The 13,340-nt window shown below is 54.5% G+C and carries 17 protein-coding genes; 12 read left to right on the top strand and 5 right to left on the bottom strand.

Going from position 1 to position 13,340, the window contains the following annotated elements; genetic code table 11:
* Window positions 1-2 precede the first annotated feature (2 nt).
* From GQF03_RS14565 to GQF03_RS14600, 8 genes are all read left to right on the top strand, one after another.
* Complete coding sequence (locus GQF03_RS14565) at window positions 3-407, top strand: RNA-binding S4 domain-containing protein (RefSeq protein WP_161340015.1); 405 nt, start codon at window positions 3-5, stop codon at window positions 405-407.
* Window positions 408-434: 27 nt separating this feature from the next.
* Window positions 435-926: a hypothetical protein gene (locus GQF03_RS14570; RefSeq protein WP_161340016.1), complete on the top strand. Its 492-nt coding sequence runs from the start codon at window positions 435-437 to the stop codon at window positions 924-926.
* A gap of 23 nt (window positions 927-949) precedes the next feature.
* Window positions 950-1,636, top strand: a complete 687-nt coding sequence (locus tag GQF03_RS14575) for a fumarylacetoacetate hydrolase family protein (protein WP_161340017.1) — start codon at window positions 950-952, stop codon at window positions 1,634-1,636.
* Between the two features lie 125 nt (window positions 1,637-1,761).
* Window positions 1,762-2,121, top strand: coding sequence for a hypothetical protein (locus GQF03_RS14580; protein ID WP_161340018.1), 360 nt, complete (start codon window positions 1,762-1,764; stop codon window positions 2,119-2,121).
* Window positions 2,122-2,443: 322 nt separating this feature from the next.
* The gene (locus GQF03_RS14585) at window positions 2,444-3,157 is read left to right on the top strand and encodes a hypothetical protein (protein WP_161340019.1); all 714 of its coding nucleotides are present in this window, start codon (window positions 2,444-2,446) and stop codon (window positions 3,155-3,157) included.
* A 74-nt stretch (window positions 3,158-3,231) separates the two neighbouring features.
* Window positions 3,232-3,921, top strand: coding sequence for a glutathione S-transferase (locus GQF03_RS14590; protein WP_161340020.1), 690 nt, complete (start codon window positions 3,232-3,234; stop codon window positions 3,919-3,921).
* On the top strand, window positions 3,911-4,408 hold the full coding sequence (locus tag GQF03_RS14595) for a DUF1643 domain-containing protein (protein WP_161340021.1): 498 nt from the start codon (window positions 3,911-3,913) through the stop codon (window positions 4,406-4,408). Before GQF03_RS14590 ends, GQF03_RS14595 begins: the two co-directional genes overlap by 11 nt.
* Window positions 4,409-4,421: 13 nt before the next feature.
* Complete coding sequence (locus GQF03_RS14600) at window positions 4,422-5,000, top strand: thymidine kinase (RefSeq protein WP_161340022.1); 579 nt, start codon at window positions 4,422-4,424, stop codon at window positions 4,998-5,000.
* Between the two features lie 57 nt (window positions 5,001-5,057).
* On the opposite strand, the gene GQF03_RS14605 is transcribed toward GQF03_RS14600, so the two are convergent.
* The 4 genes from GQF03_RS14605 to GQF03_RS14620 all read right to left on the bottom strand — a co-directional run bounded on the left by GQF03_RS14605 (window position 5,058) and on the right by GQF03_RS14620 (window position 9,749).
* Window positions 5,058-6,194 (bottom strand): acyl-CoA dehydrogenase family protein, encoded by a 1,137-nt coding sequence (locus GQF03_RS14605; protein ID WP_161340023.1) that lies wholly within the window; start codon window positions 6,192-6,194, stop codon window positions 5,058-5,060.
* 13 nt (window positions 6,195-6,207) lie between these two features.
* Window positions 6,208-7,404 carry an acyl-CoA dehydrogenase family protein gene (locus tag GQF03_RS14610; protein ID WP_161340024.1) on the bottom strand — a complete coding sequence of 399 codons (1,197 nt, stop codon included), beginning with the start codon at window positions 7,402-7,404 and terminating at the stop codon, window positions 6,208-6,210.
* Window positions 7,405-7,575: 171 nt separating this feature from the next.
* Entirely contained in the window at window positions 7,576-9,174 is a 1,599-nt protein-coding gene (locus GQF03_RS14615) for a rhodanese-like domain-containing protein (protein ID WP_161340025.1), read from the bottom strand.
* Entirely contained in the window at window positions 9,171-9,749 is a 579-nt protein-coding gene (locus tag GQF03_RS14620) for a cysteine dioxygenase family protein (RefSeq protein WP_161340026.1), read from the bottom strand. Before GQF03_RS14620 ends, GQF03_RS14615 begins: the two co-directional genes overlap by 4 nt.
* 94 nt (window positions 9,750-9,843) lie before the next feature.
* Here GQF03_RS14620 and GQF03_RS14625 point away from each other — a divergent pair, with 94 nt between their 5' ends.
* Window positions 9,844-11,304: a M20 family peptidase gene (locus GQF03_RS14625; protein ID WP_161340027.1), complete on the top strand. Its 1,461-nt coding sequence runs from the start codon at window positions 9,844-9,846 to the stop codon at window positions 11,302-11,304.
* Between the two features lie 6 nt (window positions 11,305-11,310).
* Here GQF03_RS14625 and GQF03_RS14630 read toward each other — a convergent pair whose 3' ends face one another.
* A complete protein-coding gene (locus tag GQF03_RS14630) occupies window positions 11,311-11,556 on the bottom strand; it encodes a ParB N-terminal domain-containing protein (RefSeq protein ID WP_161340028.1) in 246 nt (81 codons plus the stop codon).
* A gap of 108 nt (window positions 11,557-11,664) precedes the next feature.
* On the opposite strand from GQF03_RS14630, the gene GQF03_RS18680 reads away from it, so the two are divergent.
* The 3 genes from GQF03_RS18680 (at window position 11,665) to GQF03_RS14640 (ending at window position 13,287) form a co-directional block, all read left to right on the top strand.
* Window positions 11,665-11,853, top strand: a complete 189-nt coding sequence (locus GQF03_RS18680; protein WP_162858485.1) for a YegP family protein — start codon at window positions 11,665-11,667, stop codon at window positions 11,851-11,853.
* A gap of 72 nt (window positions 11,854-11,925) precedes the next feature.
* Entirely contained in the window at window positions 11,926-12,336 is a 411-nt protein-coding gene (locus GQF03_RS14635) for a PaaI family thioesterase (protein ID WP_161340029.1), read from the top strand.
* A 6-nt stretch (window positions 12,337-12,342) separates the two neighbouring features.
* A complete protein-coding gene (locus GQF03_RS14640) occupies window positions 12,343-13,287 on the top strand; it encodes a threonine/serine dehydratase family protein (protein WP_161340030.1) in 945 nt (314 codons plus the stop codon).
* The last annotated feature ends 53 nt before the right edge of the window (window positions 13,288-13,340 follow it).

A 13,340-nucleotide genomic window follows, 5' to 3' on the forward strand; every position in this document is an offset into this window, starting at 1 on the left:
ATATGAACGACGAGAAGAACGCGGCGACCACCAGCATTCGTGTTGATAAATGGTTATGGTACGCCCGTTTTTTCAAAAGCCGCTCGCTTGCAGCGAAACTCGTCCTGTCCAGGAAGCTTCGCGTCAACAGCGTTGTCATCGCCAAGGCAAGCGCTCTAGTGAAGGCCGAGGATGTGCTTACTTTTGCGCAAGGGCGAAATATACGCGTGGTGCGCATCCTCGATATCGGCACAAGGAGAGGCCCGGCACCTGAGGCGCAGGCCCTTTATGACGATCTCGCGCCAGTCGACAAACAACAGGCGGAGACCCGCGCCGATCCTGTCGCCAAACGGGATGCGGGCAGCGGTCGGCCAACAAAAGCGGATCGACGGGCGCTTGACAAATTTCGTTCAAACCCTGAGGAATGAGGACGCGTCTTCAAAAAGGAAAAATCAGTGACCGGCCATAAAAAATTTGATGAATTTATCACAGCCTGGGATTCGGACGGCACAGGTTACTTCAAGGTTGCCCGGATATTCCTGGATGAAACCCGCGATGCCAAAAAGCTGGAAGCGGCGGCCAAAAAAGCCGCGCGGGATATCGAAGCGGAGGTCATGTACGCCTGGGACCTGAATAAACCGAAGAGCGACGCCTGGTGGCTTGGATGGGGTGGCTACGACCTGGAGGAAGACATTCCCTTTTTTGCCGCGATGGCGAAACCCGAAGTAAAAGACAAAATCCAGGCATTCGATCCGAAAGATAATGAATTTGAATGCAGTACGCTGGAAGAATACAAGGAAATGCTGTTCAACGCCTATGATGAGGAATTGACGGCAGCGGAACTTATTCTCGGCTTTAAAGACTGGGTGCAGTCTCTCGACGGTCAGGCGCAGAACGCTTTGCTGAAAGACCTGAAAAGCTGGCTGAAAAATGCGAATGAAAAATAACCATATCTGGAGACCTTCCCGGCATGTCCTATGTAGTTGATCCCATTGAAACCCCTTCCGTCGCCGTGAAGGGAAGCGATAAACGGTTTCCGGTCCGGCGAATATTTTGCGTTGGCCGCAATTATGCGGAACATACGCGGGAAATGGGCGGCGATCCGTCGCGGGAAGCGCCTTTTTTCTTCACGAAACCGGCGGATGCGGTGGTTGAGAGTGGAACCCGGATGGCTTTTCCGAAGCTGACGAAAGATCTCCATCATGAGGTCGAATTGGTTGTGGCGATCGGCAAGGGCGGCGAGAATATCAAGAAGGAGGAGGCCAAGGCCCATATCTATGGCTATGCCGTCGGCATCGATCTCACCCGCCGCGATCTTCAACAGGCAGCGAAAGAAAAAGGCCGGCCATGGGATAGCGGCAAGGCATTCGATCAGTCCGCCCCCTGCGGCGCGATAACGCCGGCGGCCGGTGCCGCGAATATTGAACAGGCCAAGATCTGGCTGACCGTCAACGGCGTAATCCGGCAATCCGCGACGACCGCCGATCTTATCTGGTCAATCGAGGAAATCATTGAAACTCTGTCACAATCTTTCCGCCTGGCGCCAGGAGATCTGATCTACACGGGCACCCCCGCGGGCGTCGGCCCTCTTGTTGCCGGAGATGTCGTTGTCGGCAGCCTGGAGGGGCTGTCGTCAGTTGAAGTCACCCTAATTTGACGCTTTATGCGCCGTCGACATAAAAAGCCTTTGATTAATGAGGCCGCCACGTTACATCGACATTAGGGTACGGATTGAGCGGGAATTTCCGCCAATAAAGAACATGATAAATTGACAGGTGATGAATGCGATATTCATACAAACTAGCAATATGTGGAACCATCTTCTTCGCTGCTTCGTCCTGTTTCGGAAATCCGGATTATCTGCCGAGCCGGATAGCGGCATACGGACCGGAAGACTGCAAACCGGTCGTTGAGCAGGAGATCGACCGCCTGCACATAGACCGCCAAAAAATAACGAAAATCGATTATATCACCTTCTATATTTCTGACAGCGAATCCGGAAACGAATATAATTATCAGGGCTGGATAAATTTCAATAACTGCACGGGAAATTATGTCGTCAACATGAACAAATCCTGTCAGATTTTATCAGAATATCCCATGGGCAGCTGTCGTCTGGAGGATGTTCTCGCCAAGAAATAATGCGATTCTCCATAAGTTATCTGACCCCGCATAAATGATTCGCGTTAACCATAACTATATGAATAAGTTAGATATTTTTATTGATTGCTCAATAAAACAGCAATTTCTTGGTTAATAAACGTGCCCTTTTTGCTGCCCTGCCGATTTCGCGAATAAATTATCGATATTTTACGCGAAATTAACCATAAAATTTAGTTTTTCGGTGGTTTTGACCCGTTTTTCCCGTTAAAATATGCGACGCAATTTAAAAATTTTTCTTCGCGGTTAAACAGACCGGAATTGCATCCAATCACTCGAGGATGGGACGGAAAAAGCGCATCAGATGAGTTTCGCTCGGCATCACCGTGAAAAACCCCTCTTCAGCCACACCGATATCGTTTCGGCGCGGGAACGGGCACTCGTGGCAGAGAACCGGCAACTGCGTGAGAAGAACAAGCGCCTGAAGGACGCGATGCTGACCCTCGTCGAGCGTATTGAAACGCAGCTTCCTTACCTGAAGGAGCAGTCCCAGAGTTTCGAACAGCCGAAACATCGCGCGCGCGACAGGGACAGCGCCCGCGACAAGGCATATCGGGAACGTTTTCGCCGGTATCGCGCGGCCACACCTCCGAAAATGGAGGTCTATGAGACCTTTCATGAGCCCATTGAATTTGGCGAACCGGCCCCGGAAATGCGGTTCGGGACGACCAGCCAAAGAACCGATGCGAAAGCGGCGGAAGACGACAGTACCGTATCTCATGAGTATTTCATCTCCCCGGAACTTGCGCCTGAGGAAATCGATATTCTAAAGTCACCAACGCGGGACCGTCGGCGCCAAAATCCGGTTCTGCGGGAAACGGTCGATATAGTAGACCTGCATCCGGCCGACCATTCGGAAGCAGACGCGGCGGAACGATATGAGCCGGGCGACACAAGCTTCTCAGACGTGCCCGCCTTTGAGTTCCCTGAAGACGAGCCCGTGGTCGATATTGATTTCGAACGCAAGGAAAGCTTGCGGGCGGCAATGCGGCGACGGGTAAACCGGCTGCGCTGGTAAAAACTCACGGAAACCGTTACGGTTAATGACGCAGCGCCGCGTCACTACCGGTTTCAATAATCTGAAAAAAGCGAATGCCTTTACTTGCAGAACGTCAACTAGATAACCCGCTGCCAATTCTCTACAGTTTCCGTAGATGTCCATATGCCATGCGGGCCCGCATGGCGATTTCCTATTCAGGGTCCACAGTCGAGCTTCGTGACATACTTTTAAGGGATAAACCGGCCGAGATGATTGCGGCAAGTCCGAAAGCCACTGTCCCCGTCCTGGAACTGCCGGACGGAGAGGTTTTGGACGAAAGTCTGGACATTATGCTCTGGGCATTAGAACGTCATGACCCGGAGGGTTGGCTACCTGAAGAGACGAGTGCGCGCGATGAAATATTCTCGCTTATCGCGGATAACGATGGCCCGTTCAAAATGAGCCTCGATCGCTACAAATATCATGTTCGGTTCCCCGAAAATACCCGCGAAAAATACCGCGAAGACGGGGAAATATTTCTCGGAAAGTTGGATCGGAAACTTGGCAGGCAGGCATATCTTTTGTCCGAAAAAATCACGCTCGCGGATATGGCCATATTTCCTTTCATACGGCAATTCGCGAATGTCGATGCGGATTGGTTTGCCGCCGCTCCTTTTCCAAATCTTCGGCGCTGGCTCGATGGAATCCTCACCTCCCAACGGTTTCGTGAAATTATGATTAAACGCCCCCTCTGGACCCCCGGATCAACAGCAGAGATATTCCCGAAATCCGATGGACGCTAGGTATTTCGAGAAATCCGGGGCTGATTTTAGTCCCTGCGGCACCTATCGTTACCGGCTCTGGCGGCGCTGGCAGGAGGGGCCAACCGTTGCGTTTATCATGCTCAACCCGTCAACCGCGGATGCGACGCAAAACGATCCGACAATCGAAAGATGTCATCGTCGTGCGGTGACTATGGGGTTTGCCGCACTCGAGGTGGTCAATATCTTCGCCTATCGCGCGACCGATCCACGCGAGCTTAAGAGCAGCCCTCACCCGATCGGACCAAACAATGACGATTTGCTTCTTCAGACGGCGAAGAAATCGGATCTGGTGATCTGCGCGTGGGGAGGACATGGCGACCATTTGAACCGCCATCAGGAGGTTCGCCAGCTTCTTAAAAAACATGGTATAAAGCCGCATGTCCTTTCTCTCACCGCGAAGGGACTTCCGGGACATCCACTATACCTGCCCTATTCACGACAGCCGGTGCTATGGGCGGACTTCTAAATTCGAGAGATGAATGGCCAAGCTGTACTTCAATTATTCCACCATGAATGCCGGTAAGTCGACGACGCTCCTGCAATCAAGCTTTAATTATCAGGAACGGGGGATGAGACCATTCCTGTTTACCGCCGCCCTGGATGACAGATACGGCGTGGGCAAGATTGCTTCGCGTATCGGATTGCAGGCGGACGCCAGTTTGTTCACGCCGCAAACGGATCTGTTAAAAGCAGTGGAGGAAGAGCTCGAAACGGGGCCCGTCGACTGCGTTATGGTGGACGAGGCGCAGTTCCTGACGCGCGACCAGGTCTTTCAGCTCACCGAGATTACCGACAAGCTGAAGATACCGGTGCTGACCTATGGTCTCAGAACCGATTTTCAGGGTAATCTGTTTGAAGGCAGCCAGTATTTGCTCGCTTGGGCGGACGAGCTTCGCGAACTAAAAACCATCTGTCATTGCGGTAAGAAGGCCACCATGGTGATACGGGTCGACGCCGATGGGAAACCCGCGAAGGAAGGGGCTCAGAAGGAAATCGGCGGCAACGACCGCTATATCGCGCTCTGTCGCCTGCATTTCAAGGAATCGGTCTACTCATAAAAAAAGCCGGAAACACCCTCGGCATTTCCGGCAAAAATCTACGTCGCGGGCTCACATTTACGACGTCAGGGCGGCATATTTCTTGAAGTGGTGATCGGTGTTGCCGAACAACATTTCAATGGTCGTCAACCGCTTGAAGTAATGACCGATAGAATATTCGTCGGTCATGCCCATGCCGCCATGCAGCTGGATCGATTGCTGGCCGATAAATTTCGCGGCCTTGCCAACCTGCGCCTTTGCTGCCGCAACGGCCTTGCGCTTTTCGGTTTCGTCATCCATCTCCAGCTTCATCGCAACCATGTCCGACATGGATTTGGACTGCTCCGCCTCCATATACATATCGACCATGCGATGCTGGAGAACCTGGAACTTGCCGATCGGTATGCCGAACTGCTTGCGCTCTTTCATATACTCATTGGTGATATGATTGGCGGCCTGCATAGCGCCGACAGCCTCCGCACAAAGAGCCGAAATCGTGCGATCAACGACTTTCTCAATTACCGGGTATGCTTTACCCTCCTCACCGAGAAGCGCATCGGCGCCGACTTTGACATTTTTTAGCATGATATCGGCGGCGCGCTGCCCGTCGATCGTCCGATAGTCCCGGCGCGTTAGGCCGGCGGTATTATTGTCGACGATAAAAAGCGAGATCCCGGCTTCATCACGGGAACCGCCACTGGTGCGGGCAGACACGATTATCTTGTCCGCTGTCGTGCCATGATAGACAACCGCCTTGTGACCGTTCAGCACATAACCGTCACCGGATTTGGCGGCACTTGTCTCCACGTCGTTAAGATCGAAGCGTGATTGCGCCTCCGCATAGGCAAAGGCGAGCATCATCTTGCCTTCGATAACTTCCGGTATGATCGCTTCGACCTGCGCCTCATTGCCGGCTTCCGCAATTAGGCCACCGCATAATATGACGGTTGTCAGAAATGGCTCCAGCACCAGGCCACGACCCATGCTCTCCATCATGATCGCCGTCTCAATGGCCGTACCGCCAAAACCGCCGACGTCTTCGGAAAACGGTAATCCGAGCCAGCCAAGCTCCGCCATTTGTTTCCAGTGGTCCCGGCTGAAGCCAAGCTCCGTATCGGCAAGTTTCGCCCTTGCCTCAGCGGAGTAGTTGTCTTTCACGAACCGTTCGACGCTGTCTTTGAGCAGGTTTTGCTCATCAGAAAGTTCAAAATCCATCTTATTGTTATCCTTATAATCCCAGAACCATTTTGGAAATGATATTGCGTTGAATTTCATTGCTGCCGCCATAGATGGTTGCAGCTCTCAGGTAAAGATGCTCAGCCATAGGACCATGCGCATAATCGGGGCCGACCGGTGCTTCGTTCCGGCCTGCATATGATCTTTCCGGTTCGTACGGCACGCCATACATACCAAGTGATTCAACGAGGAGCTCCGTCAGACGCTGCTGAATCTCCGACCCCTTGATCTTCAGCAAGGAAGGCTCGGCGGAGAGTTGCTTCCCGCTAGCGATCATGGAAAGATACCGAAGTTCGGTATATTCCAGCGCCATTAGATCGACCTCTATACGGCTTAGCTTGTTGCTAAAGTCCGAGTCTTCGGCGAGTGGTCGCCCTCCACTGCGTTCAGCCTTTGCAATCTCTTTCAGTCGTTCAACCTGCCGCTTAGAACGGGCTATACGCGCAATGCCTGTTCGTTCATTTCCCAAAAGAAATTTAGCATAGGTCCAACCCTTATTTTCTTCGCCAATACGGTTCTTGACCGGCACCCGGACGTCTTCGAAAAAGACTTCGTTGAGGCTGTGCTCCATGTCAAGACCGATAATCGGCTTGACGGTAATCCCCGGCGTTTTCATGTCGATCAGGAGGAAGGAAATTCCTTCTTGTTGCTTGGCGGAACTATCCGTGCGCACCAGACAGAATATCATATCCGCGAGATGCGCAAAGGAGGTCCAGATTTTCTGCCCGTTGACGATATAATGATCTCCATCACGAACCGCCTTGGTCTGCAGGGAGGCCAGGTCGGATCCTGATCCCGGCTCCGAATATCCCTGGCACCACCAATCGTCGGAATTCAGGATACGCGGAAGATAGTAATCCTTCTGCTCCTGATTACCGAAAGTGTAAATCACCGGGCCGACCATGCTTACGCCGAAAGGAAGCGCGATCGGCGCGGAGGCGTGCCCGAATTCGTGGGCGGCGATATATTTCTGCGTGATGGTCCAGCCCGTACCGCCATATTCCTTCGGCCAGTTCGGCGCCATCCATCCTTTTTCATTCAGAATCTTCTGCCACCTGACCTGTCCCTCTTTCGTTGGGTGCAGGCCCCTGTCGCAACGATCCTTCACATCCGCCGGCAGCGACGTCGCGAGAAATTCACGCACTTCATCGCGAAATGCCAAATCTTCCTTGCTAAATGATAAATCCATCGGGGTTCTCCATTATTTTCATGGGTTTCTTCAGGCCCATTTGCACCCCATGCTAGGACGGGTTTTTCTTCTTGGCAAGCACGCCTTTCACTATGCCCGCGCAACGCGCACTGAACAAGCATTCCCTTGCGTCAAGCGCCGCTTAAAAGTCTCGAAAAGCAAGCTTTGACGCTAGAATTTGCGGAATCGGGCGAGCCCGTCCCGCGCGATTTGTTGGACAAGGCCGACTTCCCATGTGAGATAGTCTTCCATCCGTCGCTGCACCTCTTCTTTGTCACTGGTATCATAGGGTTTATACCAGACGTCATCCGTCTGGCTGAGCATCCGCGTCTCACCGCTTTCGAGGGCAAGGGACGCGGCTTCCCACGCTTGCGTTCCACCCTCAAGAACGCGGATTATCGTCTGCGGCCGAAGGCCCGCCATTTCCTTTGCCGCGAGATGGGCGAGGGTGCCATCCGGTGAAGTCAGAATAATCAGCCCCACCGGCGGGATATATATATGGTCTTTTTCGAGGCGAGACCGGATCGCCCAATAGGCGCCGGGGATATGGCCGCTTCTGTACTCCAGCGACGTGGCAAGATCGATCACGGCGACGGCCTCGCCGGATGTTAATACCGCATCAAGCTCGAACGCCGAAACTGTATCGGCGCGATCAACCGCCGGGACGGGAGCGGGCCCGGCTTCCGTCATATCGGCGGCATCCGCCGTAAGTACGAATACTTCCGGCCAGTTCATCTGAATGAGCCATGACGCCGTCATGATGCCCCGTACGCCGTCGTCGTCGATCAGGACAATCCGTGAATTGCGTATACCGACATATTCATCCGTGGCCTGGACCAGCTGGCCGCCGGGCGCATGCTGCGTTCCCGGAAGATGGCCTTCCAGAAACTCCGCTTCCGTCCGCACATCCAGAAGATAGACGGTCCGGTCACCGCTCTGAGTCATCAAGGATCGCAGTCCTGCAACATCAAGGCTCTTTACGCCAAACCGGGTGGCGACTTCCTTCGCATATTTCTGGCTTCTGGCCAGGGCATCGGGGCCCGGCGGCGGCGCGACGGCATCCTCCCGATGGGCAAGGTCCAATCCCGCGAGATACCAGCCCATCGTCCCGTCTTTAAGCGCCGACACCGGATTTTTGATTCCGGCGTTGATCAAAGACTGGGCGCCGATGATGCTGCGTGTTCGACCCGCGCAATTGACAATAATCTGCGTCGTTTCATCCGTCACGGTCTCATGTACCCGATGGACGAGTTCTGCGCCCGGCATGTCGATTCCGCCGGGAATGGACATCCGGTGATATTCCGGGAACGGCCGACTGTCGAGAATAACGATTTTCTCGCCAGCCGCACATCGAGCCGCGAGATCAGAAGCCGTGACGTGAGGTGTGCCGTAGGTTTCCTCGACAAACTCTCCGAAGGCTTTGCTCGGGACATTTACGCCTGTGAAAAGCTCGAACCCGGCATCATGCCATCCGGACACACCACCCTCAACGAGCGTGAGGTTCTTATAGCCGAGGGACCGCAACACCTTTGCCGCCCGTTCCGCGAGGGGCAGGTCAGGCCCTTGATCCAGAAGATAGATCGGCGCGGATTTCTGCGGTAACAGCCGCGGCGCCTTGAGCTCGAGATGGCTGAGCGGCAAAGGGACGGCGAAGAAGGGATGCCCCTGGGAATGGACCCCCTGCTCCCGCACATCAATCAGGGTATATTCTGCCGCGTCTTCCTTCATGATATCGCGAAGGGCCGCAGGCGAAATCGTTTCAAAGGTCAATTGCGTGCCTCACGGATGTCCGTATGGGCAGGAAAAACCTTCCATTCCCGGGTATTGTCATTCCAGAACCGCCGACCGTGAAGCTGCTCCAGCCCAAGGCCGTACATGTGAAAATTCAAAACCGGCTTGTCCGCTTCAATATGAATGGTGTGAACGTCGTCCGGAAGCATGGCGACGCCTGTCCCGGGTTCAACGACGTGACTGCCGATTTGTTCGACGCCGTCAGATACCTTCCTGTAAAAACGGTTTTCCTCCTGCCCTTCTATGCCGACAATCACGGCCCAGGTCGTGTGATCATGCGGCGGCGCATTTACCGAACCCCTGGCGACGTTGAGATAAAGGGCAAAGCGATGATCGGGATCTTCCGACAAACGGTAAAGGCAGCTCCGCCGTTTGGAATCCGCCGCAGGCGGCGGAAAATCATCGATAGAGAATAGCTCCTTCCGCCGGGCGAGCGCGATCAACTCATCCCTGATCTCGCCAAGATCCGCCTTTGATAGCTGTTGTCCGGATGCTTTCTTTTTAATTCGCTCGACAGATTCGGAGACTGCCCTTCGACGCTCTTCTTTCGCCATCCTCTTTCTCCTTTTTTGTTTGCCTTTACATTTAGCATCCTGCACCCTTCAAGGAAAGAACAAGCGCCATAAAATCGATCCGGGGAGCGGAAAAATGTTCAAAAAAATCGGTCTATTGGTCGGGGCAATCCTTATCGCCCTAGTTGGGGTTGTCGCCTTCAACACCTTCACCAATACCCCGTCGACAGCTTCGGTAGACCCGATCAAATTGCCGCCAATTGATGCCGACGCCGCCGCAGCCCGGCTTTCGGAGGCCGTGCGCATTGAGACCATTTCAATAGGCCGGGACGATCCGCCTGCGGCTGCGGAATTCGACCGGCTGCATCTTCTCATCAGCAGCTCCTTCCCGCTCGTGCAGGAGACATTGCAGCGCGACGTCGTCGGGGATCACAGCCTTCTTTATACGTGGAAAGGAAGCGATCCTTCCCTCCCGCCGGTTCTTTTGATGGGGCATATGGATGTGGTTCCCATCGAGCCGGGAACGGAGCAGGACTGGGAGGAAGGCCCTTTCTCGGGCACCATCAAAAACGGTGCCATCTGGGGCCGCGGCACACTGGACGACAAACTGTCCGTCTTCGCCATCCTCGAGGCAGCGGAATATCTGCTTGCTGAGAACTTTACGCCAAAACGGACAATTTATTTCGCCTTCGGCCATGATGAAGAGATCGGCGGTGAGAACGGCGCGGGGAAAATCGCGGCGCTGCTGAAGGAACGCGGCGTAAAGCTTTCCTTCACGCTCGATGAGGGGATGGTCATCGTCGATGGACTGATGCCGGGCGTTGACGAGCCGATTGCGTTTATTGCACTTGCCGAAAAAGGCTACCTGACCCTGCAACTTGCCGCGATGGCCGAGGGCGGACATTCATCGATACCGCCGAGAACGACAGCGATTGGCAAGATCGCCCGGGCCGTCGCGCGCCTTGAGGACAACCGGTTTCCTGCCGCGTTGATCAGCCCGGCGGCCAATATGTTCGACACGCTCGCCCCGCATATGTCGATGCCGCTCAAAGCCATTATCTCTAACCGCTGGCTTTTCGATCCGATCCTGCTCGGGGAACTTGGCAAGGGAGGGGCAACCAATGCCATGGTTCGCACGACGACCGCAGTTACGATCGCGGAAGGCGGCACTAAAGACAACGTTCTTCCCACAATCGCGATGGCGACGATCAATTTCAGGATGCTTCCCGGAACCACTATTCAGGATGTCGTTGATCATGTCACGGCGGTCGTCGACGATCCTGATATAGAGATCACCGTGAAACAGGGAAATGACCCGTCGAAGGTTTCCGATCAAAACGGGGAAGGCTATCGTCTGATTGAGACGACCATCCGCGAAACCCTGCCGGACGTTCTTGTGTCACCTGGCCTGATGCTGGCAGGTTCCGACAGCAAGCATTATGAAGCGATCGCCGAAAACAGCTACCGCTTCATCCCCATGCGCTTCGGTCCGGAAGATCTGGCGCGTGTACACGGCACAAACGAGCGCATCATGATCGATAACTATGCGGAAATCATCCAGTTCTACCGCCGCCTGATGCAGAACGTCGCGGGCTAGACACGTCTAGTGCCGGCGCGCCTGAACAATAACGGCGCCAATGGTGTTTTCGCCCAACGCCCGGATTGCCTCCAGTCGGTGTTGCCCCTCTATCAGCACATAGCGCTCCTTACCGAGACGAACCTGTATGGGCGATTTCTGTCCATTCTCAAGGATATCTTCCGCCAGTTCATCGACGCGCGCAGGGTTAAGTGACTTCCGTGTTTTAGCCGGTACGTAGATCTTATCAATTTCGATAATGATCGTTTTCATGCTGCCTCCAAAATCGCCATCATTAAAAATCAGCGGTCGTCACCCGTTGCCTGTTCACAAAATCTGCGTTGAGGCGTCTGACTCTATATTTAGTCAATGGAGTGAAGGATGACAGATAAAGGCGACAGAGATAAGTGGGAATTTTACCAGGACCACAATGAGAAGCATCATAAATGGCGATGGCGGCGAATGGCGCCGAACGGACGCAGAGTCGGCGCCTCAACCCAGGGATATGCGGAAAGGGAAGAATGCGTCGAAAATGCCGTTCGCAACGGCTATGACGAGGACGCGGATTGATAACTCACCCGCCACTTGCGCTACACCTGATATTGGTCATACTGGGACAAAACAATAAATCAGAGACCCAGTATGACAGCTTCTCCTATCCCCGAAGGCTTCCGTCCCTTCGCATCCCGGGGTCGTTTCACGGAAAAAATCGGGCCGCTTTATTATAAGGAAGACGGTGACAGCTTTGTTTACGGCTTCCTCGCCGATGAAAGCCACACGAACGGCAATGGCGTCGTCCACGGCGGCATGCTGTTCAGCTTTCTTGACGAGGTGCTGGGCCAGATCGTCTGGCGCTCCCTTGACCGGCAACGCTGTGCGACTATAACCCTCAATTGCGATTTCGTTGCCTCTGCCAAACCCGGAGACTGGATCGAAACCCGATCCGAAATCAGCCGCAAGGGCCTCGCCGTCGTATTTGTCCGCGGCGAACTCCTTGTCCGGGGCGAGAGGATCATGACGGCGGACGGGATATGGAAGATTATCGGAAAGTAGGGCGCGATGGTTCGGAATTTCACCATTGAGGATATCGAGGCGGCGCGGCAACGACTGTCAACCCGTATCCGTCGGACACCGCAGATGGAGTTTGATCTGGACACCGGCCTCAGAATATCTGCCAAGCTTGAGAACCTGCAGATTTCCGGATCCTTCAAGATACGCGGCGCCCTGAATACCGTTCTGGGGCTTGACGGAGATGAGCTGACGCGCGGCCTGGTGACCGCCTCGGGCGGAAATCACGGCATGGGAGTTGCGACAGCGGGCGCGATGACCGGCACGCCGACGACGATTTTCCTGCCCGAGAACACCCCCCTGTCGAAAATCGAAAAGCTCAAGAAAATTGCATCACATGTTATTGTCGTAGGAGCCGTATGGGACGACGCCAATGCCCTTGCGCTCAGGGCCGCAGAAGAGGAAGGCAAACGCTATATCCACCCTTTCGCAGACATCAGCGTCCTTGCCGGGCAGGGAACCATCGGTCTGGAAATTTTGGAGGAGGCGCCGGATATTGACGTTCTGCTTGTCGCAATTGGCGGCGGCGGCCTGATCTCCGGCATTGCGACGGCGGTCAAGGCACGGAACCCCGATATCCGCATCATCGGCGTGGAAGCGGTCGGCGCCCCGACGCTTAAATCCAGCATAGAAGCCGGAGCGCTTGTGACGCTGGAGTCGATCGAAACGAAAGCCGGCACCCTCGCCCCCCGCCGTTCGGCGGAAATAAATTTTCGGATTATTTCAGAGCTTGTCGATGACATTGTTCTAGTGACAGACGAAGCCATGAAACAGTCGGCGGAATGGCTCTGGGAGAATGTTGGGCTGGGCGTCGAACTTTCGGCCGCAGCCGCCATTGCCGCGCTGCGTTCCGGAGAATACAAACCTCCGGCGGGGGCGAAAACCGGCGTCGTCATCTGTGGCGCCGGCCCGGACGGTTTTTCTTTCACGGGATAATGAAATCCGCGCACGGTTTCCATTGACCACCTTCCCCTTTGCGACGTACCTTT

Source organism: Sneathiella chungangensis (assembly GCF_009882935.1).
GTDB lineage: Bacteria > Pseudomonadota > Alphaproteobacteria > Sneathiellales > Sneathiellaceae > Sneathiella > Sneathiella chungangensis.

Coding starts and splice junctions, on each gene's coding strand:
- GQF03_RS14565 (WP_161340015.1), top strand. CDS start 3: ATGAACGACGAGAAGAACGCGGCGACCACCAGCATTCGTGTTGATAAA.
- GQF03_RS14575 (WP_161340017.1), top strand. CDS start 950: ATGTCCTATGTAGTTGATCCCATTGAAACCCCTTCCGTCGCCGTGAAG.
- GQF03_RS14580 (WP_161340018.1), top strand. CDS start 1,762: ATGCGATATTCATACAAACTAGCAATATGTGGAACCATCTTCTTCGCT.
- GQF03_RS14585 (WP_161340019.1), top strand. CDS start 2,444: ATGAGTTTCGCTCGGCATCACCGTGAAAAACCCCTCTTCAGCCACACC.
- GQF03_RS14590 (WP_161340020.1), top strand. CDS start 3,232: ATGCCTTTACTTGCAGAACGTCAACTAGATAACCCGCTGCCAATTCTC.
- GQF03_RS14595 (WP_161340021.1), top strand. CDS start 3,911: ATGGACGCTAGGTATTTCGAGAAATCCGGGGCTGATTTTAGTCCCTGC.
- GQF03_RS14600 (WP_161340022.1), top strand. CDS start 4,422: ATGGCCAAGCTGTACTTCAATTATTCCACCATGAATGCCGGTAAGTCG.
- GQF03_RS14605 (WP_161340023.1), bottom strand. CDS start 6,194: ATGGATTTTGAACTTTCTGATGAGCAAAACCTGCTCAAAGACAGCGTC.
- GQF03_RS14610 (WP_161340024.1), bottom strand. CDS start 7,404: ATGGATTTATCATTTAGCAAGGAAGATTTGGCATTTCGCGATGAAGTG.
- GQF03_RS14620 (WP_161340026.1), bottom strand. CDS start 9,749: ATGGCGAAAGAAGAGCGTCGAAGGGCAGTCTCCGAATCTGTCGAGCGA.
- GQF03_RS14625 (WP_161340027.1), top strand. CDS start 9,844: ATGTTCAAAAAAATCGGTCTATTGGTCGGGGCAATCCTTATCGCCCTA.
- GQF03_RS14630 (WP_161340028.1), bottom strand. CDS start 11,556: ATGAAAACGATCATTATCGAAATTGATAAGATCTACGTACCGGCTAAA.
- GQF03_RS18680 (WP_162858485.1), top strand. CDS start 11,665: ATGACAGATAAAGGCGACAGAGATAAGTGGGAATTTTACCAGGACCAC.
- GQF03_RS14635 (WP_161340029.1), top strand. CDS start 11,926: ATGACAGCTTCTCCTATCCCCGAAGGCTTCCGTCCCTTCGCATCCCGG.
- GQF03_RS14640 (WP_161340030.1), top strand. CDS start 12,343: ATGGTTCGGAATTTCACCATTGAGGATATCGAGGCGGCGCGGCAACGA.